24 protein-coding genes are annotated in these 20,071 nt (G+C 61.5%); 13 read left to right on the forward strand and 11 right to left on the reverse strand.

Annotated features, from left to right (window positions below):
- Nucleotides 1-36: 36 nt before the first annotated feature.
- Nucleotides 37-852, reverse strand: a complete 816-nt coding sequence (locus B5M41_RS01020) for a sugar phosphate isomerase/epimerase family protein (RefSeq protein ID WP_134650355.1) — start codon at nt 850-852, stop codon at nt 37-39.
- On the reverse strand, nt 849-1,571 hold the full coding sequence (locus tag B5M41_RS01025; RefSeq protein WP_134650354.1) for a GntR family transcriptional regulator: 723 nt from the start codon (nt 1,569-1,571) through the stop codon (nt 849-851). The genes B5M41_RS01020 and B5M41_RS01025 overlap by 4 nt, the downstream gene beginning before the upstream one ends.
- A 250-nt stretch (nt 1,572-1,821) precedes the next feature.
- Between B5M41_RS01025 and B5M41_RS01030 the strand changes: the two genes are divergently transcribed.
- Genes B5M41_RS01030 through B5M41_RS01045 form a run of 4 tightly spaced genes read left to right on the forward strand, consistent with a single transcriptional unit; the run spans nt 1,822 to nt 4,977 of the window.
- On the forward strand, nt 1,822-2,715 hold the full coding sequence (locus B5M41_RS01030) for an intradiol ring-cleavage dioxygenase (RefSeq protein WP_134650353.1): 894 nt from the start codon (nt 1,822-1,824) through the stop codon (nt 2,713-2,715).
- A gap of 20 nt (nt 2,716-2,735) precedes the next feature.
- Nucleotides 2,736-3,518, forward strand: coding sequence for a 2-oxo-hept-4-ene-1,7-dioate hydratase (gene hpaH / locus B5M41_RS01035; protein ID WP_134650352.1), 783 nt, complete (start codon nt 2,736-2,738; stop codon nt 3,516-3,518).
- An 8-nt stretch (nt 3,519-3,526) separates the two neighbouring features.
- Entirely contained in the window at nt 3,527-4,297 is a 771-nt protein-coding gene (gene hpaI / locus B5M41_RS01040; RefSeq protein WP_134650351.1) for a 4-hydroxy-2-oxoheptanedioate aldolase, read from the forward strand.
- Nucleotides 4,297-4,977: a transporter substrate-binding domain-containing protein gene (locus tag B5M41_RS01045; RefSeq protein ID WP_134650350.1), complete on the forward strand. Its 681-nt coding sequence runs from the start codon at nt 4,297-4,299 to the stop codon at nt 4,975-4,977. The genes hpaI and B5M41_RS01045 overlap by 1 nt, the downstream gene beginning before the upstream one ends.
- Before the next feature lie 122 nt (nt 4,978-5,099).
- Here B5M41_RS01045 and B5M41_RS01050 read toward each other — a convergent pair whose 3' ends face one another.
- The 3 genes from B5M41_RS01050 to B5M41_RS01060 all read right to left on the reverse strand — a co-directional run bounded on the left by B5M41_RS01050 (nt 5,100) and on the right by B5M41_RS01060 (nt 7,311).
- Nucleotides 5,100-6,581, reverse strand: coding sequence for a phospholipase D-like domain-containing protein (locus B5M41_RS01050; RefSeq protein ID WP_134650349.1), 1,482 nt, complete (start codon nt 6,579-6,581; stop codon nt 5,100-5,102).
- 160 nt (nt 6,582-6,741) lie between these two features.
- Complete coding sequence (locus B5M41_RS01055; protein ID WP_167719228.1) at nt 6,742-6,912, reverse strand: hypothetical protein; 171 nt, start codon at nt 6,910-6,912, stop codon at nt 6,742-6,744.
- A gap of 96 nt (nt 6,913-7,008) precedes the next feature.
- Entirely contained in the window at nt 7,009-7,311 is a 303-nt protein-coding gene (locus tag B5M41_RS01060; RefSeq protein ID WP_134650413.1) for a DUF982 domain-containing protein, read from the reverse strand.
- Between the two features lie 223 nt (nt 7,312-7,534).
- On the opposite strand from B5M41_RS01060, the gene B5M41_RS01065 reads away from it, so the two are divergent.
- Nucleotides 7,535-8,071 (forward strand): acyloxyacyl hydrolase, encoded by a 537-nt coding sequence (locus tag B5M41_RS01065; protein WP_134650348.1) that lies wholly within the window; start codon nt 7,535-7,537, stop codon nt 8,069-8,071.
- Between the two features lie 422 nt (nt 8,072-8,493).
- Here the strand turns inward: B5M41_RS01065 and B5M41_RS01070 are convergent, their stop codons facing one another.
- From B5M41_RS01070 to B5M41_RS01095, 6 genes are all read right to left on the reverse strand, one after another.
- Nucleotides 8,494-9,303: an IclR family transcriptional regulator gene (locus tag B5M41_RS01070; RefSeq protein WP_134650347.1), complete on the reverse strand. Its 810-nt coding sequence runs from the start codon at nt 9,301-9,303 to the stop codon at nt 8,494-8,496.
- Nucleotides 9,304-9,316: 13 nt separating this feature from the next.
- Nucleotides 9,317-9,712: a RidA family protein gene (locus tag B5M41_RS01075; RefSeq protein ID WP_134650346.1), complete on the reverse strand. Its 396-nt coding sequence runs from the start codon at nt 9,710-9,712 to the stop codon at nt 9,317-9,319.
- A 19-nt stretch (nt 9,713-9,731) separates the two neighbouring features.
- The gene (locus B5M41_RS01080) at nt 9,732-10,502 is read right to left on the reverse strand and encodes an amino acid ABC transporter ATP-binding protein (RefSeq protein WP_134650345.1); all 771 of its coding nucleotides are present in this window, start codon (nt 10,500-10,502) and stop codon (nt 9,732-9,734) included.
- 11 nt (nt 10,503-10,513) lie between these two features.
- Nucleotides 10,514-11,179 carry an amino acid ABC transporter permease gene (locus B5M41_RS01085; protein WP_134650344.1) on the reverse strand — a complete coding sequence of 222 codons (666 nt, stop codon included), beginning with the start codon at nt 11,177-11,179 and terminating at the stop codon, nt 10,514-10,516.
- A 4-nt stretch (nt 11,180-11,183) separates the two neighbouring features.
- On the reverse strand, nt 11,184-11,846 hold the full coding sequence (locus B5M41_RS01090; protein ID WP_134650343.1) for an amino acid ABC transporter permease: 663 nt from the start codon (nt 11,844-11,846) through the stop codon (nt 11,184-11,186).
- A gap of 88 nt (nt 11,847-11,934) precedes the next feature.
- A complete protein-coding gene (locus tag B5M41_RS01095; RefSeq protein WP_134650342.1) occupies nt 11,935-12,774 on the reverse strand; it encodes a transporter substrate-binding domain-containing protein in 840 nt (279 codons plus the stop codon).
- A 160-nt stretch (nt 12,775-12,934) separates the two neighbouring features.
- On the opposite strand from B5M41_RS01095, the gene B5M41_RS01100 reads away from it, so the two are divergent.
- The 8 genes from B5M41_RS01100 (at nt 12,935) to B5M41_RS01135 (ending at nt 20,059) form a co-directional block, all read left to right on the forward strand.
- Nucleotides 12,935-14,026 (forward strand): D-TA family PLP-dependent enzyme, encoded by a 1,092-nt coding sequence (locus tag B5M41_RS01100; protein ID WP_134650341.1) that lies wholly within the window; start codon nt 12,935-12,937, stop codon nt 14,024-14,026.
- Between the two features lie 461 nt (nt 14,027-14,487).
- Complete coding sequence (locus B5M41_RS01105) at nt 14,488-15,498, forward strand: ABC transporter substrate-binding protein (RefSeq protein ID WP_134650340.1); 1,011 nt, start codon at nt 14,488-14,490, stop codon at nt 15,496-15,498.
- A 74-nt stretch (nt 15,499-15,572) separates the two neighbouring features.
- Complete coding sequence (locus B5M41_RS01110; RefSeq protein WP_134650339.1) at nt 15,573-16,379, forward strand: ABC transporter ATP-binding protein; 807 nt, start codon at nt 15,573-15,575, stop codon at nt 16,377-16,379.
- Nucleotides 16,372-17,274, forward strand: coding sequence for an ABC transporter permease (locus B5M41_RS01115; protein ID WP_134650338.1), 903 nt, complete (start codon nt 16,372-16,374; stop codon nt 17,272-17,274). Before B5M41_RS01110 ends, B5M41_RS01115 begins: the two co-directional genes overlap by 8 nt.
- 35 nt (nt 17,275-17,309) lie before the next feature.
- The gene (locus B5M41_RS01120; RefSeq protein ID WP_134650337.1) at nt 17,310-18,197 is read left to right on the forward strand and encodes a LysR family transcriptional regulator; all 888 of its coding nucleotides are present in this window, start codon (nt 17,310-17,312) and stop codon (nt 18,195-18,197) included.
- Nucleotides 18,194-18,358: a hypothetical protein gene (locus B5M41_RS01125; protein WP_167719225.1), complete on the forward strand. Its 165-nt coding sequence runs from the start codon at nt 18,194-18,196 to the stop codon at nt 18,356-18,358. Before B5M41_RS01120 ends, B5M41_RS01125 begins: the two co-directional genes overlap by 4 nt.
- The gene (locus B5M41_RS01130; protein ID WP_134650336.1) at nt 18,348-19,136 is read left to right on the forward strand and encodes an RraA family protein; all 789 of its coding nucleotides are present in this window, start codon (nt 18,348-18,350) and stop codon (nt 19,134-19,136) included. Before B5M41_RS01125 ends, B5M41_RS01130 begins: the two co-directional genes overlap by 11 nt.
- A gap of 5 nt (nt 19,137-19,141) precedes the next feature.
- The gene (locus B5M41_RS01135; protein WP_134650335.1) at nt 19,142-20,059 is read left to right on the forward strand and encodes a DUF1932 domain-containing protein; all 918 of its coding nucleotides are present in this window, start codon (nt 19,142-19,144) and stop codon (nt 20,057-20,059) included.
- The last annotated feature ends 12 nt before the right edge of the window (nt 20,060-20,071 follow it).

Below are 20,071 nucleotides of genomic sequence, written 5' to 3' on the forward strand. Positions count from 1 at the left end.
CCGGGCGCAGCCTCCACCGCGCCAGATCCAGAATGTCTAAGTTTCTGCTCGTAGAATTTCGCGTGCTTTCAGATTGAGATTTCGCAGATGCGCCGACGCCGGTGTGTCACCCACCAGCGGCACTTCGACCGAAATCGCGGCCTTGCCGGAAAGCTTGGCAACCAGGTCCTTGAGCGCAAGTATTCCGTCGCCCGGCGCCAACCGTCCGGCCCGCGCCTCGTTTATCATGCCTTCGGCGCCCTCCGGCGGCGGTCCGGCCACATCGCAAAGCTGAACGTGCCGCACGATATCGACATCGATCTCATCGACGCTTCCGCCGTTGCGAAAGAAGTGGATGGCATCCACCAGGGCGCCGGCATTGTCCTGCCCGCAGGCATGGACGAGTGCGGCGCTGTCGCTGTAGCTGCTGACCGCGCGCCAGCCCATGTTTTCGATGTCGACAGCCATGCCGTACCGCCCGGCGAGCTGGCAGAAAGCATTGAAATTGTCGACGAGCCGGCTGCGATCCGTATCGTCGCCGCAGGTCGATAGCCTTCTGGCGCCGATATCCGATGCGGCCGCAACGATATGTTCGATGGCGGTCGGGTTGAAATCCGGGCCGACAATGAAGAACTCGATATCGAAAACCCTCATGCCTTCACTGTCGAGCAGGGTGCGGAACTCCGATGCGGCCCGGCTGCCCTGCGGCAGTTCGTAGTAGGGCGCGCCGGCGAAAGCGGGATGAAGCCGAAGCCCGACGGCGCTGAACCCGGCCGCCGCCGCCTGCCGGACGAATTCGTGCGGCGGCAACTGGATCGCGGAGAAATGCGCGACGCCGAGCGGGCTTTCCTGCATCTGCCGGGCGTCCGTCATCGTACCGCTCCGGTGCGGGCCAGGTGGGCCAGGAGATTGGTCCCCGTGCGATGGATATGCTGGCGCAGCTTGTCGGCGGCATAATCGCTGTCGCGGGCGACCGCGCCCTGTGCGATCTCGCTATGCTCCTGGTTCACATTCCGGTCGCCGGACGTCTGCTTGAGAAATGTCCGGCGGTAGCGATCGTTGAGATTGAGCAGCGTCTTGCAGAAATGCAGAAGAAGCGGCTTTCCGCAGCCTGAAATCAGGGTGAGGTGGAAGTCCCGGTGGACCGCCTCCCAATGTTCCAGCGTTTCCGGCTTGCTCGCATCGCGCTCGGCGCGGTTCAGCTTATGAAGGGCGCGCATGACGTTGCCCTCCCATTCCACGTCGCCGACCCGAATGGATTCCTTGAGCGCGAAAACCTCGAACTCCTCGCGAAGCACTGTGATTTCCTCAAGGTTCGCCAGCGAGACGGGGGAAACCCGATAGCCGCGATTGTCCTCGAACTCGACCAGGCCGTCCGAGATCAGGCGCGCCAATCCTTCGCGCAACGGGCTCAGGCTGACATTGAACGCCTGCCGTTCCTTGTCGAGATTGATCTTGCTGCCGGCTTCCAGGCTGCCGGAAATGATGGCTTCCCGCAGCCGGGACGCAAGCTGGCTGCCGATCGTGTTTTTCCCGTCGTCGGAAAAACTGCCGATCTCGGCTGGGCTTATTGCGCCGACCTGCTGCTTCATTCGATCCTCCCGAACGGAAATCGTCCGTCGTCGATGATGGATAGGATAAACGATTATTCTTGTCAACTGTCAGGAAAATTGTTGTGCGACTTCGGTGGACGCCGGTGAGTCAGCTTACGTAAATATAATTAAATCAGTGAGGTGCTGAATCACCTTTGTTCGTCCGCGGATTGAAAACGGCCATGTCGCCCTCCATCGCTTGACAAATAATCGATTATCGCTGTATCGGTTCGCTATCGGGAGGTGGCATATGGTCATTAAAACTGAAAGCGACGTAACGCCCGCCGTGGTGGCGGCGATGCAGCAGACGTCCGACCCAAGGACGCGCGAAATCCTCGTGGCCCTCGTGAAGCATCTTCATGCCTTCGTGCGCGAAGTGCGTCTGACGGAGGCGGAGTTTCGCGACGCCACCGCCATCCTGAACGAAATCGGGCAGCTTCAGACCGACAGTCACAACGAGTTCGTGCTGATGTCGGGCTCGCTGGGCGTTTCCTCGCTCGTCTGCCTGCTCAACAATGGTGACAAGGGGCAGACAGAGACGTCCCAGTCGCTTCTTGGTCCGTTCTGGCGCCTGAATTCTCCACGGGTCGAAAACGGCGGAACGATCATTCGTTCCGATACGCCCGGTACGCCGCTTTTCGTGCATGCCCGCGTCGTCGACCGGGAGGGCAAGCCGATCGTCGGCGCCGAAGTGGATGTGTGGCACGCATCGCCTGTGGGTCTTTACGAAAACCAGGATCCCGACCAGGCGGAGATGAACTTGCGCGGCAAGTTCCTGACCGATGCGGACGGGCGCTTCTGGTTCCGCACCGTGAAGATGGTGGGCTATCCCATTCCCGTCGATGGTGTCGTCGGTCGAATGCTCAAGGCGCAAGGCCGTCATCCGTATCGGCCGGCACACCTGCACGCCCTGATCTTCAGGCAGGGTTACAAGACGCTCATTTCGCAGGTCTTCGATCCCAGCGACCCGCATATCGCATCGGATGTGCAGTTCGGCGTGACCGCCGCGCTCACAGGGGACTTCGTCCGTCATGACGAACCGCATCCGACGGACCGCGACATCGAGGGCGAATGGTACTCGCTCGACTACACCTATGTCATGGAGCCGGGCGAGGCGGTCCTGCCGCGCCCGCCCATCAAGTAACGAACGCCCGGAGCCAGTTCATGATCACCGAAGAGCAACGTCAGGCGGCGGCAGACGCCATATTGAAGGCGGAGACCGAGCGAAAGCCGATCGTACAGCCCAGCAAGACCTATCCCGATCTCGACCTCGAGGACGCCTATCGTATTCAGGCGCTTTGGGCGCAGTCGCGCATTTCCCGCGGCGCCCGGGTCGTCGGCCACAAGATCGGCCTCACCTCCCGTGCCATGCAGATGGCATCCAAGATGACGGAGCCGGACTACGGCGTCATTCTGGACGACGCGCTCTATAACGACGGCGCGCAGATCAAGGCGGATCTGTTCATCAAGCCGCGGCTTGAAGTCGAGCTGGCGTTTATCATGGGCGAGGACCTCTCGGGGCCGGGCACCCGGATCTACGACGTGATGCGCGCGACGGAATTCGTCGTGCCGGCACTCGAGATCATCGACTATCGCACGGAAGTGCCGCGGGCGATCACCGATACGATCGCCGACAACGCAGCCTTCGGCGCCATCGTGGTCGGAGGACGCGTCATTCGACCCATGGATATCGATATCCGCTGGGTCGGCGCGACGCTGTCGAAGAACGGCATTATCGAGGAGTCGGGTGTGTCGGCGGCGATCATGGGCCATCCCGCAGCCGGCATCGCTTGGCTCGTCAACAAGCTGCATGCCGTTGGCGGCGGCCTGAAGAAGGGGCAGATCGTGCTGGCCGGCTCGTTCACGCGCCCCGTCGATATCGCCGCGGGTGACGTTATCCAGGCCGACTACGGCCCGGTCGGGTCTATCGGCGTTTCGTTTCTGTGAGGTGGCAGATGGATCTTCCCGTCAATAAATTCAAAGCGAAGCTGCAGGCAGGCCAAAGCCAGCTCGGCCTCTGGTGCGGACTTCCGGGAAGCTATGCGGCTGAAATCGTCGCGCCGGCCGGGTTCGACTGGCTGCTGTTCGACACGGAGCATTCCCCGAGCGACGTGCTGACGGTGTTGCCGCAGTTGCAGGCCGTTGCCGCCTATGATGTCGCGCCCGTCGTGCGGCCAGCGATCAATGATCCGGTCCTCATCAAGCGCTTTCTGGATATCGGCGTGCAGACGCTGCTCATTCCCTATGTCCAGAACGCAGCAGAAGCCAAGGCCGCCGTCGAGGCGACCCGCTACCCGCCCGAAGGCATCAGGGGCGTTTCGGCGCTGACGCGGGCCACGCGCTTCGGCAGGGTGAAGAATTATGCGCAGCAGGCAGCGCAGGAGCTCTGCGTTCTCGTCCAGGTCGAAACACGCGACGCGATGGCGCATATCGAAGCCATCGCGTCGGTCGATGGCGTGGATGGCGTCTTCATCGGCCCGGCGGATCTTGCCGCGAGCTTCGGTTATCCCGGACAGCCCGGCCACCCGGAAGTGGTGGAGGCCATTGAGAAGGCCATCGGGCTGCTCAAAAGGCTCGGAAAGCCGGCCGGAATACTCACGCCGGATGAGAAATTCGCAGCGCGGTGCATGGAGCTGGGAACGCTTTTCACGGCGGTTGGCGTCGATGTCGCCGTGCTGGCGCGCGGTGCGGAAGCCTTGGCGGGCAGGTTTGCGGGGCGGGCTTGATGGCGATCCCGGACAGCGTTCTCGCCGAACTGGCACCGATCGGCACGCTCCGCGCGGCGGTAAACGGCAGCAATGCCGCCCTTGTCCGTATCGATGAACGCACAGGGGTGCCGACCGGACCGAGCGTCGATCTGGCAAGCGCTTTGGCAGACGAAGCCGGCTGCCCGCTTTCCATCGTGAAATATCCGTCGGCGGCAGCAATTCTGGCGTCGGCGGAGCGGAACGAATGGGATATCGCCCTGATTGCGGCAGATCCATCGCGGACGGATCGCTTCGCGTTTTCCCCGCCCTACACGTTTGTAACGGCAACCTACCTGGTGCCCGAGATGTCCGATACCCAATCCGTGGCGGACATGGATGTTTCAGGCCGTCGCATAGCGGCCGCTCGTGGCGCCGCCTACACCAAAGAGATCGAACGTCAGGTAAAACACGCGACGATCGTTTACGTCGAAACCCCATCGGCGGCGGTGGAGATGCTGAGAGCCGGCGGAAGCGATGCTGCTGCAGGGCTGAGGCAGTCCCTCGAACCCACGGCGCTCGGGGATCCCGCATTTCGCACACTGCCTGATGCGTTTTCCGAAATTCCCCAGACCGTTGCCGTCCTCAAGGACAACAAAGCCGCGGCGGCCTTCGTCGCAAAGTTCGTCGAGAGCTATTTGCGTAAGGGTCCGCTCCAATAACAAGCGACCGATGGCATATATGTATGCGCCAGCTGGCGGCGGTTCGCGACCATCTCAGCGAAAGATTATAGCTCCGCGGGAGATATTCGGGACGTGAGCGCCCGCGCGCTAAGGACACCGGCTCAGCCTTCGCGCTTTCGCCACCGACGCGGCAAGTGCAGCCCGCCTCGAAACAAGCCACGGCGTGCTATCGTTTCGAACATCTCCTCGGGTCCTTCCGGATCGAAGATTTCATTATCGGCGAGCCACTTCTCGAGATCAGAAACATCGGGCGTCTGGTAAGGGATCAGGGTGCGTCCCGGCTGCGATGTGCGGAGCGTTTCAATCGCAGCGATCAGGGATCCGGACCGCGCCGCTTCCTGCGCCACGGTGTGAACGGACACGCCGAGATGTTCGGCGAGCAGGTCGTTTCTGAACGCCGCAATCCGATGACGCTTCTCTTCAGAGCCGCCGGCTTCGAATGCGACATCACATTCCCGGTCGAAGCGCATGGACCGGTTGTTCATGTTCGAGGAGCCGACGCGCACAATCGCGTCGTCCACGATCATCAGCTTCGAATGCACGTAAATCGGCTGCTTGCGCACGGTTACCGGGTGATACATCCGGAACCGGTTGTGCGGATCGTGCCGTCTCAGCGATTCCCGTAAGCGTGCTCTGGCGGTGTCCATCGCGAGCGCGCCAAGCCAGTTGTCTGAGGCGATGGGATTGATGAGCACGACCTCCGGACCATCAGGCTCGGCCAGCCGGTGGGCGATTGCCTGGGCCACCGCCCGCGACGCGAAATACTGGCTTTCCGCGTAGATCAATGTGCGGGCGGCGGCGATCATGTCGAGATAGAGTTTCTCGATCTCGACGACCCGGCCCTCGTCGAGATGCAAGGGCTCCGTGCGGGCAACGGCCAGGTTCACCGAACCGAACGAGAAGCCCGCATTCGGCCTGTCGATAACGGTTTCTCTTGACGGAGCCTGAGGCACTTCATCGCCGCCGGCGCGCCGCCATCGCATGCGACAAAGTTCTGCCAGGGCACGGGCCGCCTCGCCGGTGAACATGCTGGAGGCGTCGTGCCATGGTCCGTAAGGTGCGCCGCTCGGCCGGCGCCGTAGCCGATTGTCGTCAAGATGGTCGCGCGTATCCCAACGGTCCAGCGTGACATCGATTCCCCCGCAGAAGGCTATTTCGTCATCGACGACCAGCATCTTCTGATGGTGGGAACTCCCGACGGGATGTTTTCCATCCAGTTTCACGGAAATCCGCGGATGCCATTTCCATCGCAGGAGGTAGGGCAGGTTGGATGGCCTCATCCAACTTGCGAGCAGTGCGGGGCTCCACAGGAGTATTCTGATCTCGAGATCGGGATTTTGGCGTGCCAGCCAGAGAATGAAGTCGCCAACCTTGCGCGGCGCGCCGTCATCGACATCCGGTCGACCGAGCGCCGTACCTGCATCGAAGTCCCATCCTACAAGGAATATGGAATGCCGAGCGGTTCGCATGACATTGCGGATCGCACCGAAATAATCGTCGGCATCGACGATGATCGAAAAATCGTCTGCCCGCGCAATACTCCAGCAGTTGGATCCGGGCCGGAACATTGACCCGTCAGACATTCAGACCTCCCTTAACGCGCGCGTACAATACCTATAACCGAGACGTCTTCAATCAATCCTGCAAAGGTGGAAAGTTGAAAAATTCCCGGTCACTTGTATTGCCCTTACGGCGCTTCGGAGCGTTTCTCCAGTCTGTGCGAATCTCTTACATGCCGGCGATCTACAGCCTCTTCGGCAGATCGTCGTTCTCATCCGGGTTCGGGTTCGGCAACTCGTCGGGCAGCACGTCAGGGTCCGGTTCCTGGATCGGCGGCTCGGGCAGATCGGGTGTCGGATCGGGAACGATGCCGGGCGGGTTCTTCGGGGTCGGGTCGACTGGTGCAATGGCCATGATGGTCTCCTTCTGAGGGAAAGGCCTGCCGGCGGCCGAATGTTCCGCCGGCCGTGGAGAGGCCACGATCGTAGCCTCCCCATCATCATCGACGCATCAAGCGGAGACGCGGCCGCCGCCGGACCGCGAGCGGATCATCCACGGCTGCACACCGGGCGATTTCACCAGAATGCCCTTTTTGTCGCCGAATGCGCGGATGGCATCACGCCCGACTTTGACGGGTTTGAGGCCATCGAAGGCCATGTGGCAGGTCTTGAGCGTTGCGTCGTGAACGATATCACGATCATTTCGAGGCCACGCTTCGAGAAAGTCGATGGCATCTTCCAGGCACGTTATTTCTTCGATCAGATCTCTGCCTTTCTTGAGATATACCGGCCGATCGAAAACCTTGGCATTCATTTCTACCTCACTGAAAACGTTGGTGATCAACAAGGATGGCGCTCACGATGGCGCCGATTCAGAATCTATTTTCGGTCGTTTGCGTTTTCAAGATGGAGCTTGCGGCACGTGTTATTTTGGCGCGGGCACGAGCAAAAACGCCGGCGAGTAACCCGAAGGTTAACACGGTGACATCGGGTGCATTCCGGGCAATAGTCGAAGCGGTTGATTCGGGGCGCTCGCAATGAAACGATTGATTGCTTCACTCGCGGTGGCTCCGCTGGTTTTCTTGCCGGCGGCTGCTCAGGCGGGAGAGTTGCTGGACGAGTTCAGAATCGGCGGAAGCGGGATTCTCGATAGCGATTCATCGGGAGACAAGGGGTTCGTCGGTTCCGCCGAAGTGTTCCTCGCACCGTTCGAAAGCACGCATAGTGGCGTTGCGAAGGTTCTTCTGGAGCCGCGGGTCCAGCTCGGCGTCTCCGGCGGGTCTTCCGGTACCGATCAAGTTTACACCGGTCTGAACTGGCATCTGCCCCTCGGGGAAACGTTCTTCGCTGAAGCCGGCTTTGGCGGTACGGTTCACAATGGCAATCTTGATTCCGGCGAGGGCCCGCTTCTCGGTTGTCGCTTCCTTTTCCGCGAGCATGTCGCTTTCGGTATGAAGGTGACGGATACTGTGAGTGTCATGGCCACCGCGGACCACTCCTCGCATGCAAACCTCTGCGACGGGCCGAACGATGGCATCACCCATGCCGGCTTGGCAATCGGCGTAAAATTCTAGACAGCGTACGGTCGAACCGCCGCACCATTCCGCCGAAACCAAGCCGCATTCGCGCCATCCGCTTCAGGAGCCGTAAGCGCCCTTGTTGGGATGTCTCGGCGCTTCGGCGTTGACCGCTTTCCGGCCCGGCTCAAGAGGGCGCTTGTCGGCAGAGCCGGAAACGCGCTCAGCCTCTTTCCTGCCTTTGTCCGGCTTCGGCTGCTTGTGTTCCATCGCCGCCGGATGTGTGCCATCCGAAATGCTGCCTTGGGTGAGGATCCTCCACCTGCGGTGTCGGCGCGACGGTCCGGCTGTCGTTGGGTTTTGTCATATCCGGTCTCCCTTTTCAGGGAAATGCCGACAGGCTGCCGCCGGTTCCGTCGGACGGGCGGATCGCGCTGCTTCTCATCTGCGGAGGTTGGAAGTGGGGCAGGGGCTGGACGTTATCCGCTTCTGGCTGTCGATCGGTCCCTGATCTGCTGATATCCAAGCTTATCGGAGATTTCATTCGCGGCACTGAGCAGACTTTCGAGATACCCCGTCCGATTTCGCAGACCGTCCTCACGCGGGGTGACGAGGCACAGTGTGGCTATACAGGCGCCGTCGGCCTGGCGTACCGGGACGGCAAAGCAGTGCGTAAAATTTTCAACCTCGCTGTTGAATGTGAAGAAACCGTCCCGGTCGGCCTGACGGACCTGCGAGATGAATTCAGACGGATCCATGCGCCGGCCGTTGGGAAGAACGAAGTCTTCCGGCGGGATAAGGTCGATAATCTGCTGGTCGGTGAGATGGGAGACCAGCAGGCGGCCGGACGCCGTCCAGGCGATGGAGACGAGTTCGCCGACATTGGAGGAAATGCGGAACGGACGAACGCCCTCTCGCATCATGGCGACCGTATATTTCCGGCCTTCGAGAAGGCACATCTGCGCCGTCTCGCGGGTCTCCTCGGCAAGCCGAACCAGCATGCGGTCGCACTCGCGCATGAGATCGAACTGTTCGGCATAGGCCGTGCCGAGGAAGTAGAGGCGGCGGCCAAGAAAAACGCGTCCGTCGCCGCCTTGGTAATCCAGCATGCCGTGGCTGAGCAGCAGGTTGACGAGCTCATAAACCGATGAGCGCGGCGCACCGATCTCGGCGGCGATCTCGTTCGGGCGCATGGGCTGGCGTTTTACGCGCAGAAATTCGAGGATTTCGAAGGCGCGGTCCAGTCCCCGGGTGCGTCGCGATACGCTATCGCCTGCGGCCTCGGTCATGCTGTTCTCCAGTTTATCTTTGCTTGCGATCGGCGCGGTAGGCCACGCAATCGACTTCCACCTTGCAATCGACCATCATCCGCGACTGAACACAAGCGCGTGCCGGCGGGTTTGCGCCGAAGTACTCCGTATAGACCCCGTTGAAACTCCAGAAGTCCCGGGGATCGTCGAGCCAGACGCCGACGCGGACGACGTCTTCGACGCCGTAGCCGGCTTCGTGCAGGATGGCGATCAGGTTTTCGATTGCCTTGCGCGTCTCGGCGACGATGCCGCCGCGGACGATCTCGCCCTTTTCCATGGGCACCTGGCCGGAAACATGGAGCCAGCCGTCGGCTTCGACGGCGCGTGCGAATGGAAGGGGTTGTCCGCCAGCGCCGGTTTCGCCTGCGCCGTACCGTTTGATCGTCATGTCGTATCTCTCTTTTGTTTTAGTTGAAGCTGGAAGTCTTGAGGAATTCGGCCAACCGCTCGGTCCTGGGGTTGATGAACATGTCCTTCGGGTCGCCTTCCTCGCAGATGACGCCCTGGTTCATGAAGATCACGCGGTTGGAAACCTCATAGGCAAATCGCATTTCGTGGGTGACGAGCAACATGCTCATGCCATCGGCGGCGAGGCCCTTGATGACCTGCAGCACCTCGCCCACCAGTTCGGGGTCGAGCGCCGAGGTCACCTCGTCGAACAGCATCAGCTGCGGCGCCATGGCGATCGCTCGTGCAATTGCCACGCGCTGCTGCTGGCCGCCGGAAAGCTGGCCGGGGTAATGTCCGCCGCGCGTGCCGAGCCCGACGCGGTCGAGCCACGTCTCACCGATAGCACGGGCCTCGTCGCGGCTCATTTTCTTGACCTTCACGAGGCCGAGCATGACGTTCTGAAGCGCGGTCATATGCGGGAAGAGGTTGAACTGCTGGAAGGCCATGCCGGTCATGGCACGCTGGCGCGCGATTTCCTTTTCGCTCTTGCGCCTGCGGACCGAGCCGGATTGCTCGTAGCCGATCTCCTCGCCTGCCAGACGGATGCTTCCTCCATGGAACTCTTCCAGCATGTTGATGCAGCGGAGCATCGTCGTCTTGCCGGAACCGGAGGAGCCGATGATCGAGATCACCTCGCCCTCCCGCATGGTGCAATCGACGCCCTTTAAGACTTCAAGCGAGCCATATTGCTTGCGCAGGCCCTGGATTTCGAGAAGTACCTTGCTCATGACATGCGGCCTCAGGACGGAACGGCGGTCTTGCGTTCGACATATTTGCCGAAGCGCTCGATGCTGTAGTTGATGACGAAATAGAGAAGCCCGGCAAAGAAATAGAACTGCAGGCTCATGAAGTTGCGGGAAATGATCTCCTGGGTGCGAAGCAGAAGTTCGGCTACCCCGATGACCGACAGAAGCGTCGAGGCCTTCACCATCTCGGCAGCCGTGTTGACCCAGGCGGGCAGGAACTGGCGCAGTGCCTGGGGCCAGAGCACGTAAGCGAATGTCTGCACGAAGGTCAGACCGATCGCTTTGGCAGCCTCCGTCTGGCCTTGCGGGATGGCCTGCAGTCCGCCGCGGACGATCTCGCCCACATGCGAAGAGCAGAAGATGGCCAGTGCCAGCACGCCGGCCTGGAACGGGCCGAGCTCGATGCCGATGGTGGAAAGCACGTAGTAGCTGGCCAGAACAAGCACGAGCACCGGCGTGCCGCGGATGAAATCGGTGTAGGCACGTACGACGAAGCGCAGAAGCTTGTTGCCATAGACCAGCGACAGGCCGACGAAAACGCCGAGGATCGAGCCTGCGACAATCGCCAGCAGCGAGATCGATACGGTCACGCCGAGCCCCTTCAGGATGACGACGCGGGCAAGCCAGACCTGCTCGAGAAAGGTGGAGAGTTCCGTCATGGCATCACCTCGGAACGGAAAGCCGGCGCTCTGCGACACGCATCAGCGCGGCAAGAACGGAGCAGGTGGCGACATAGAGCCCGGATGCGACGATCCAGGTCTCGATGACGCGGAAGGTCTCGACATTGATCTTGCGCGCCTCGAAGGTGAGCTCCGGTACGGCGATTGCCGCTGCGAGCGAGGTGTCCTTGAAGAGTGATATGATCGTCGACGACAGGGACGGAAGCACGTTTCGGAACATCAGCGGTGCGATAATCGAGCTGCGGATCTGCATCGGCGTCAGCCCGATGGCGAGGCCGGCTTCCGTCAGTCCACGCGGGATCGAAAGCAGGCCGGCGCGAAACACTTCGGCGAGGTAAGCGCCGGAATAGAGGGCGAGCACGGCCACGAAGCTTTCGATCTTGCCGAGCCGGACGCCGAGCTGCGGAAGCGCGAAATAGGCAAACAGCACGAGAACCAGGATCGGCAGATTGCGGATAACGGTGACATAGGCGGCGGCCGGTGCCTTGGTCCAGGCACTCTTCGAGATCAGCGCGAAGGCGAGGAGCAGGCCGATAAGCGCGCCGATCAGTATCGATACGAAAGCCAGGCCGAGACTGAGCAGCAGACCTTCCAGAAGCTGGTCGAAGCTGCGCCAGACGGCGGCGAAATTGAGCGAATAGCCCATGGCGTCATCCTGCCATCATAGGGTTGGAGGACGAAGGACAGCTGTCCTTCGTCCCAAGAATGTAAGCTTCGGCTTACTTGTATTCGCCTTACTTGTACTCGACCGGGAAGCCGATCTGGGGCGGCGTGAGTTCCTTGCCGAACCAGGTCTTGTAGGAATTGGCGTAGAAGTCGAATTCCACACCGGTCATCGCTTCGTGGAGCGCAGTGTTGACGAAGTTCAGCCAATCCTGGTCGCCGCGCTTGACGCCGCAGGCATAGGTCTGCGGGTTCCAGCCGTAGCCGGCATCCTTGTAGCGGCCCTGGTTCTGGGTCATGTACCAGGCGAGCGACGACTGGTCGGTCGCGGCGGCGTCGGAACGGCCGGATTCGAGCGCCTGATAGATCATGTCGACGGATTCGTATTGATCGACATTGGCTTCCGGCAGGGCGGCGTGCACCATGGCCTCTGCATAGACATTCTGCAGCACCGAGATGGTGACGGACGAGCCAGCGGCCTTGAGCGCGTCATAGTCGGCATATTTGCCATCAGCCTTGAGCATCAGGCCGACGCCTTCCCGATAGTAGGGAATGGTGAACGCGATCTGCTGAGCACGCTCGCCGGTCACCGTCATGAACTGGCATGTCAGGTCCACCTTGTCGGTGGTGATGTTCGGAATGCGTGCGTCCGACGACTGGTTCACATATTCGATCTTGTCGGGATCGCCGAACAGCGCCTTGGCGACGATGCGTCCCATGTCGACGTCGAAACCCTGCAGCTTGTCGTCGGCACTTTTGAAATGCCATGGCGCATTGGTGCTGCCGGTTCCCAGAACGAGATGACCGCGTGCGAGCACTTCATCGAGCTTGCTTCCGTCAGCAAGCACCGGAGTGGCGAAGAATGTGGCTGCGGCCATCGCAATCATACCGGCGCGTGAGAAATTGTTCATCGTGTTCCCCTGATATCTGAGCGCTTCTTAAATCCAGTATATTGGACACATGTCTGCATTACCGGATTGACATATGAAGTCCCTTAGCCGATGGATTGTCAATAGTGGTTCACGGATAATTATGGAGACGCGGAGGAACCCCTCTCGCCGTCTATACCGCATGGAGGTCCTTGTGACATTTTCGCCAGCTGATATTGCCGAGATACAGACGCCGGCCGTGTTGATCGACCTCGATGTGGCCGTCGCCAATATCCGTCGGTTCCAGGAATATGCCGACAGCCACGCCTTGAACGTCCGGCCGCATATCAAGACCCACAAATTGCCTGCGATCGCGGATCTGCAGATAGCGGCGGGTGCGATCGGGATTACATGCCAGAAGGTTTCCGAAGCCGAGGCGATGGTTTCGGGTAGTCGCTCGATCGCTGACGTTCTCATCACCTACAACATCGTCGGCGCGGAGAAACTTCAGCGTATCAAGGCGTTGGCGACACGCGTGAAGCTTTCCGTCGTGGCCGATAGCGTGGCGATCGTGGACGGCCTTTCATCAGCGTTCCGCGATGAAGCGCAACCGCTCACGGTGCTGGTGGAATGCGACACCGGTGCCAACCGGTGCGGTGTGCTGACCCCTGATGCGGCCACGTCTCTCGCGGCATATATCCACAAGATGCCGGGCCTGGTTTTCGGTGGTTTGATGACCTATCCGCCGGCTGGGGGCGAAGCGGCGGTCGAGGCGTTCATGCGCGTGGCCAAAGCGGACATCGAGGCCCTGGGAATAAAGGTTCCCGTCATCACGTCCGGCGGCACCCCCTCCATGATGCACGCGGCCGAGGCGCCAACGACAACGGAGTACCGGCCCGGTACCTATGTCTACAATGACCGGTCGCTCGTATCCCGCGGCGCCTGCGGATGGGAGGACTGTGCCCTCACGGTCTTGGCGACCGTTGTCTCGGTGCCCGCAGAGAACCGGGCGATCATAGACGCCGGATCGAAAGTCCTGACGTCCGATCTTCTCGGGCTGACGGGCTACGGGCATGTCCTGGGTCGCGACGATATCGCCATCGACCAGTTGTCCGAAGAACACGGACGCCTGATGAGCAGCGGGCCGATTGCCCTTTCCGTCGGAGACAAGATCCGTATCGTGCCAAATCACGCATGCGTTGTGACCAACATGGTCGATGCCATATCCGTCATCGGCAACGGTTTGCTTCGGACGGAGGCCTGGCCCGTCACGGCGCGCGGTATGGTGGTTTGATTCAAGCAGTCCGGTGCCGGTCGGGGATGTAATCGACTCTTTTTATAGAAAATTTTGATCCCGCCGATGCCCGCCCTCCGGGCAATATCGTTCGCAGGCGCCGTTCGGCTATGAAAAGCTGTTCCGCGCTGCCGACGATCGGGAGTTAAAGTCGTTTTTTCGATCGTTTTTGATCGGAATAATTCCGCTTTTGTCGGTCGATATCCTGTGCAAGTGTTTGTCCAGACGATCTCTGATGAAAGAAATTCCATGCAGTTCTCCAAGGCAATCGAATATTCGAATGCCCCTCGAATGAGAGGGATGAGCCGCATGAACCCATGTCCGGCAGGGTTGGACATGAGGACGCGCTAGAAACGGCGATCGACGTCTGAATCGATCGCGTAACCGCAAAGACGGTTCACCACATTCCCGTCACGTCACAGCGACCCGTTTCGATCGAAACGGGCGCCAAGGAGTCGAGCATGCTTATCACGAGACGCCAAGGACTGGGCCTTCTGGCCGGCGCCGCGGCAACGCTTTCCCTGCCATCGATGAGCCGCGCCCAGCAGGCGGCGAAAACGGTGATCGGCGTGCAGAACGGTCTGCCCTACCTCAACTTCATCGTCGCCGAAAAGCTCGGCCTGTTCGAGAAGCATGCAGGAGAACTCGGCGTGAAATCGGACTTCGAGATCACCCGTCTCGGCGGTCCCACTGCAATTACCGAAGCGATCCTCAGCGGCAACGTGCAGATCGCGGCCCTCGGCATCCAGCCCCTGTTGATCGGCTGGGAAAAGACGCTCAACAACTACAAGATGGGCGGCATCAGCGGTTACTGGAAGGGCTCCTACACGATCTATGCGAACGATCCGGCCATCAAGTCGATTGCCGATATTCGCCCGACCGACAAGATCGCCGTACCCGGCCCCACGAGCTCGCAGGCCGTGATCCTGCGTCGTGCGGCGGAGAAGATCTTCGGGCCCGGCAATGCGAACAAGTTCGACGAGCAGCTCGTCACGCTGCCCCATCCCGACGCGGTTGCCGCACTTTCGACCGGCAACACGGTTCAGGTCTATTTCGCGCTCTCGCCCTTTACCGAAATCCTTGCCAAGGCGCCCAACGTCCATGTCATCGGCAAGTCCGCCGACTACAATCCGCCTGGCCTCACCAACGGGGTAACGGCCGGCCTTTCGAGCTTCGTTTCGGAAAATCCGGTCGTCATCAAGGCATTCCTGGCGGCACTCGGTGAAGCCAACGCGTTCATTCCGGCAAACATCGAGAAGACGGCGGAAATCTACTTCGCGGCCGAGCCGTCCAAGCTTGCCGACGACGAGAAGGTCGAGATCATCCGCAACAATGCGAATGAATACACGACCACGCCGAATGGCGTGATCGACACCGCCAATTTCATCAGCAAGCTCGGCCAGCTCAAGACCGTGCCGGCCAAGTGGCAGGACGTCTTCTTCGCACCGATCAACGAAGGCGAGGGAAGCTAAGCGCGGACAATGCGCTGAGCATTGTCGTTGCGGCCCCGCTCCCGCGGGGCCGTGGCGCAGGAAGGACAGCCCGCATGCAACAGACCAATGGCCGGAACACCAGTCCGAGCGAGCCGCTTCTCGCGGTCGATGGCGTGACGCTGCAATACGCGACGCGCCAGCAGATCGTGACGGCCACGCATCGTGTGTCGTTCGATATGTACGAGCATGACCGGTTCGTTCTTCTGGGCCCTTCGGGTTGCGGCAAGTCGACCCTTCTGAAGAGCATCGGCGGCTTCCTGTCGCCGGTCGAGGGCGAGATCCGGCTGAAGGGACAGCGTATCGCCCGGCCCGGACCGGACAGGATGATCGTCTTCCAGGAGTTCGATCAGCTGCTGCCCTGGCAGACCGTGCTGCAGAACGTCGTTTTCCCCATGCGCACGGCCGGTCGCTTCGCGCGTGGCGAGTGGGAAGACCGCGCGCGTGCCGCAATCGCCAAGGTCGGTCTCGGCAAGTTCGTCGATGCCTATCCGCATACACTGTCCGGCGGCATGAAGCAGCGTGTGGCGATCGCGAGGGCGCTGGCGATGGAGCCGGCCGTCCTGTTGATGGACGAGCCGTTCGCGGCACTCGACGCCCTGACGCGCCGGCGCATGCAGGAGGAGCTTCTCGATTTGTGGGCGGAGATCCGCTTCTCCATGATCTTCGTCACGCATTCGATCGAGGAGGCCATCCTGCTGGCAAGCCGGATCGTGGTGATGACCCCGCATCCCGGCCAGATCATCGCGGAACTCGATGCGACGCGCTTTGCCCACGATCAGTCGGGAAGCGACGAATTCGTCTCGTTCCACAAGCAGATCAACGGCATGCTGTTCGGTCAGCAGAAGGTGGCAAATGGCTGACGTTTCGACACAGGCGCAAAAGCAGGTGATAGAAGTCGCCTTCCGCCCGGACATTCATCGTCCATTGGCCGCGGCAAATGCCATCGGCGACGTGACGCAGAAGCTCGGCCTCTTCGAGCGCCTGAGCGAGAAGACGTGGCTGCGCCGCCTGGCCGTCATCCTCGTGCTCGTCATCGCCTGGGAGCTTTACGCCCGTTACGCCAGCAACGAGCTGATGTTCCCTTCCTTCAGCAATACCGCGCTTGCGTGGTGGGAGGGCGTTCGCTCGGGCGTGCTCATCCGCGCCGTCTACGGCACGATGCAGGTGCTGCTGCTTGGATACGCGGTCGCGATCGGCATTTCCGCGCTCATCACGACGCTTGCCATCAGCACCCGCGTCGGCACCGATGTGCTGGCCACGATGACCGCGATGTTCAATCCGCTCCCGGCCATCGCCATCCTGCCGCTCGCCCTTCTGTGGTTCGGGCTGGGTGTCACGAGCCTCGTCTTCGTCATCGTGCATTCGGTGCTGTGGGCGGTGTCGCTCAACACGTTGACCGGCTTCCTCTCCGTCAGCCAGACGCAGCGCATGGTGGGGCGCAATTACGGGCTGAAGGGTGTCGGTTTCGTGCTGCGCATTCTCGTTCCCGCCGCCTTTCCCTCGATCCTGTCCGGCCTGAAGATCGGCTGGGCCTTCGCCTGGAGAACGCTGATTGCGGCAGAGCTGGTCTTCGGTGTCTCCGGAAGCTCCGCCGGCCTCGGCTGGTACATCTTCCAGAACCGGAATGCGCTGGAGACCGCGAATGTCTTCGCCGGCCTGCTGACGGTCATCATCATCGGTCTTCTCGTGGAGGGCGTGGTCTTCCGCAGCATCGAGGCCGTCACCGTGCGTCGCTGGGGCATGCAGAACAGCTAGGGCGGCGCCCGGCTCAACTTCGTTGGCAGATAATCATGGTTACCATAAAGCAGGTTGAAGCGGCCCATTGGGTGGAAAAGCTCGGAAGCTTTCACGCGGCTGCCGAACGGCTCAACACCACGCAATCGACGATATCCAAGCGCATCCAGGAGCTGGAGCAGTCGCTCGGTTTTGCCGTCTTCGACCGGTCTCACAAGATGTCCCAGCTCACGGTGCAGGGGCGCGGCCTGCTGGACGATTTTTCGGCCATGCTCAGCCTGCATCACAAGATCGAGCACTATGCCAGCAGTGACGAGGGTTATTCCGGCTACTTCCATCTCGGTGCAACGGAAATGGTGGCGCTGACGTGGCTGCCGAAGCTGATCGGCGCCATCACCGCACGTTTTCCCAACATCAATCTCAAGACCAGCATCAACATGACGCATGAGCTTCAGGCGAAGTTCAGCGAATACAAGCTGGATCTCGTATTGTGCCCGATGACACACAGCGAGGCGCTGGCCGGGCAGCCCTCCGTGCCCTTGCAGCCGCTGGAATCCGCCTGGATGTGCGGCTCGGGGTTTGCGCTCGGGCGCCAGGGCATCCTCTCGCCGCAGGACATTGCCGGCCTGCCGCTCCTGACCTTCAACGAAGGCTCGCTCCTGCATCAGACCGTTGTGAAGACGCTGGCCGAACACGGTCACACGGCGCGCCAGACCATCACCTGTAGCAGCATGATCGCGCTGGCGGAGCTGGTGCGCGAGGGGCTGGGCATCGCCTATCTCCCGCGCGAATACTTCCAGGCCTATGGCGGCCTCAGCGTGGTCCATACGAGCATGGCGATGCGCCCGCTGCAATATGCGGCGATCTACCGGGACGACCTGATCGCCTCGCAGATCGCGCGCCTGGCGCAGGACCATTGCCGATTTGCGAGGCCGGGCGCGTGACGAACCTCAAGCCACGGCAAAGCATCACCGCCGCGATCACGGATCGAGGAAATCGATCGGGTGCGGCCGATTTATTTCGCTTGATCGAGGGCAGCCTTGCCGGGCTTTTCGGCGGCAAAAGCCTGCCGCAGGCAGGCCATGGAGGCGTGATTGTCCGATAACACCCAAACCGTTGCCGAACAGCTGAAGGCATTCGAAGGACAGCTTCTCGGCCTTATCCCGGTCGATCGCATCAGGGCGGTGAGTTTTCCGCGCCCGGCGCCCGATATCATCGAGCGCTACAAGCGTCTGCCCGACCTCACGTCCTCGATCGCCGATATCCTGGACCAGTTCGGCGTCGACAGTGCCATTCCGACGACGCTGCTGGCGCCGCTGGCGCCCGGCCAGCGCATGGTCGGCCCGGCTGTTACCGTCAAGCACGGGCCCGCACGCTTCAATGCGGGATACAACGTTGCCAACAGGACCAGCCCGCAGCTCGGTGCCGTGGATGAAGTGACCCTCTCCAGAGCCGGTGACGTGATGGTGATCGACGGCAGCGCGGTTCCGACCGCCTCCAACATCGGTGGCATCATGGCCACCGCCGTCGCCGCGAAGGGCTTTGCCGGCGTGGTGGTCGATGGTTGTGTCCGCGATGTGGAAAACATGAAACGCATGGGGCTGCCGGTCTGGGCGCGCGGAGCGACCCCACGCACCGGCAAGCACCGCATGGAGCTGGTGGAATTCAACGGCAAGGTGGATGTCGCCGGCGTGCAGGTTCTGCCGGGCGATCTGGTGCTGGGGGATTCCGACGGCGTGATCATCGTGCCCTACGACCTGTGCGAAGAGGTGCTGTTGCGCGCGGAGCAGGTCGCAGAGAAGGAAAAGGCCCTGCTCGGCGCCATCGAATCCGGCGCCTCCGCCAAGGAAAGCGCCTCCATCATTTCGCCGGACAAGTGGTGAGCGACATGGCCCAGCTCCCACGCCTCATGTTCGTCGGCTTCGGTGAAGCGGCCTCGCTTTTCGCCAAAGGCTTTGCGCAGCAAGGCGTGGAGCGGCTTGCAGCCTACAGTCCATCGGTCCATGGCGGTCCGGGCGAAGCCCTGTTGCGCGATCGTGCGGCGCAGGCGGGGACGACTTTGCTCTCCGGGCCGGAGCAGTTTTCGGACGCCGAATGGATCTTTGCGATGGTTCCGCCCGTCAGGGCGCGCGACGCCGCCGCATCCGTCGGACCGTACCTGACTCCGGGGACGTTCTACGTCGACTTTTCCTCCGCAGCGCCGGCAGACAAGCGCGCTGCCGCCGAGATCGTCTCGGCGGGCGGCGGCCGGTATATCGATGCCGGCATCATCGGCTCGGTGCCCACGTCCGGCCACCGCGTCCCGGTCATCGCTTCCGGCGCGGATGCTGGCGTTTTCCGCGACACGTTCGCACCCCTTGGCATGGACATCACGCTGGTCGGTGATGCGGTCGGCGCGGCCGCGGGAACGAAGCTCGTCCGCAGCATTCTCGCCAAGGGGCTGGAAGCCCTCTATGTCGAGGCGCTGGTCGTGGCTGAACGCTCGGGCGTGACCGGCGAGGTGCTCGACACGTTCTGCGCCTTTCTCGATGCGCGCAGCGCGCGGGACACGGCGGCGATCCTCCTCAAATCCCATGTCGTGCACGCCGCGCGCCGGGCCGACGAGGTGTCGCTGGCCCGCGACCTCGTTCTGGAGGCGGGCGTTGAGCCCATTATGACAGACGCCATCATTCGCGTGATGCGGCAGACGGCTGCGACATCCGCCGCCGATCGCGTCGGCCGGCGCCAGCCGGGCAGCCTCGAAGAGGCGCTGGCCGTTCTTGAAACCGAGTTGCCGGGCTCCGCCTCCGGCGCCGATCCATCCTGAAGATTGGAGACT

The sequence above is a fragment of the Shinella sumterensis genome (assembly GCF_004514425.2).
GTDB lineage: Bacteria > Pseudomonadota > Alphaproteobacteria > Rhizobiales > Rhizobiaceae > Shinella > Shinella sumterensis.

Bases quoted from the DNA above. Each gene is read 5' to 3' on its own strand.
- B5M41_RS01020 (WP_134650355.1), bottom strand. From the start codon at position 852: ATGACGGACGCCCGGCAGATGCAGGAAAGCCCGCTCGGCGTCGCGCAT.
- B5M41_RS01025 (WP_134650354.1), bottom strand. From the start codon at position 1,571: ATGAAGCAGCAGGTCGGCGCAATAAGCCCAGCCGAGATCGGCAGTTTT.
- B5M41_RS01030 (WP_134650353.1), top strand. From the start codon at position 1,822: ATGGTCATTAAAACTGAAAGCGACGTAACGCCCGCCGTGGTGGCGGCG.
- hpaH (WP_134650352.1), top strand. From the start codon at position 2,736: ATGATCACCGAAGAGCAACGTCAGGCGGCGGCAGACGCCATATTGAAG.
- hpaI (WP_134650351.1), top strand. From the start codon at position 3,527: ATGGATCTTCCCGTCAATAAATTCAAAGCGAAGCTGCAGGCAGGCCAA.
- B5M41_RS01045 (WP_134650350.1), top strand. From the start codon at position 4,297: ATGGCGATCCCGGACAGCGTTCTCGCCGAACTGGCACCGATCGGCACG.
- B5M41_RS01050 (WP_134650349.1), bottom strand. From the start codon at position 6,581: ATGTCTGACGGGTCAATGTTCCGGCCCGGATCCAACTGCTGGAGTATT.
- B5M41_RS01055 (WP_167719228.1), bottom strand. From the start codon at position 6,912: ATGGCCATTGCACCAGTCGACCCGACCCCGAAGAACCCGCCCGGCATC.
- B5M41_RS01060 (WP_134650413.1), bottom strand. From the start codon at position 7,311: ATGAATGCCAAGGTTTTCGATCGGCCGGTATATCTCAAGAAAGGCAGA.
- B5M41_RS01065 (WP_134650348.1), top strand. From the start codon at position 7,535: ATGAAACGATTGATTGCTTCACTCGCGGTGGCTCCGCTGGTTTTCTTG.
- B5M41_RS01070 (WP_134650347.1), bottom strand. From the start codon at position 9,303: ATGACCGAGGCCGCAGGCGATAGCGTATCGCGACGCACCCGGGGACTG.
- B5M41_RS01075 (WP_134650346.1), bottom strand. From the start codon at position 9,712: ATGACGATCAAACGGTACGGCGCAGGCGAAACCGGCGCTGGCGGACAA.
- B5M41_RS01080 (WP_134650345.1), bottom strand. From the start codon at position 10,502: ATGAGCAAGGTACTTCTCGAAATCCAGGGCCTGCGCAAGCAATATGGC.
- B5M41_RS01085 (WP_134650344.1), bottom strand. From the start codon at position 11,179: ATGACGGAACTCTCCACCTTTCTCGAGCAGGTCTGGCTTGCCCGCGTC.
- B5M41_RS01090 (WP_134650343.1), bottom strand. From the start codon at position 11,846: ATGGGCTATTCGCTCAATTTCGCCGCCGTCTGGCGCAGCTTCGACCAG.
- B5M41_RS01095 (WP_134650342.1), bottom strand. From the start codon at position 12,774: ATGAACAATTTCTCACGCGCCGGTATGATTGCGATGGCCGCAGCCACA.
- B5M41_RS01100 (WP_134650341.1), top strand. From the start codon at position 12,935: ATGGAGGTCCTTGTGACATTTTCGCCAGCTGATATTGCCGAGATACAG.
- B5M41_RS01105 (WP_134650340.1), top strand. From the start codon at position 14,488: ATGCTTATCACGAGACGCCAAGGACTGGGCCTTCTGGCCGGCGCCGCG.
- B5M41_RS01110 (WP_134650339.1), top strand. From the start codon at position 15,573: ATGCAACAGACCAATGGCCGGAACACCAGTCCGAGCGAGCCGCTTCTC.
- B5M41_RS01115 (WP_134650338.1), top strand. From the start codon at position 16,372: ATGGCTGACGTTTCGACACAGGCGCAAAAGCAGGTGATAGAAGTCGCC.
- B5M41_RS01120 (WP_134650337.1), top strand. From the start codon at position 17,310: ATGGTTACCATAAAGCAGGTTGAAGCGGCCCATTGGGTGGAAAAGCTC.
- B5M41_RS01135 (WP_134650335.1), top strand. From the start codon at position 19,142: ATGGCCCAGCTCCCACGCCTCATGTTCGTCGGCTTCGGTGAAGCGGCC.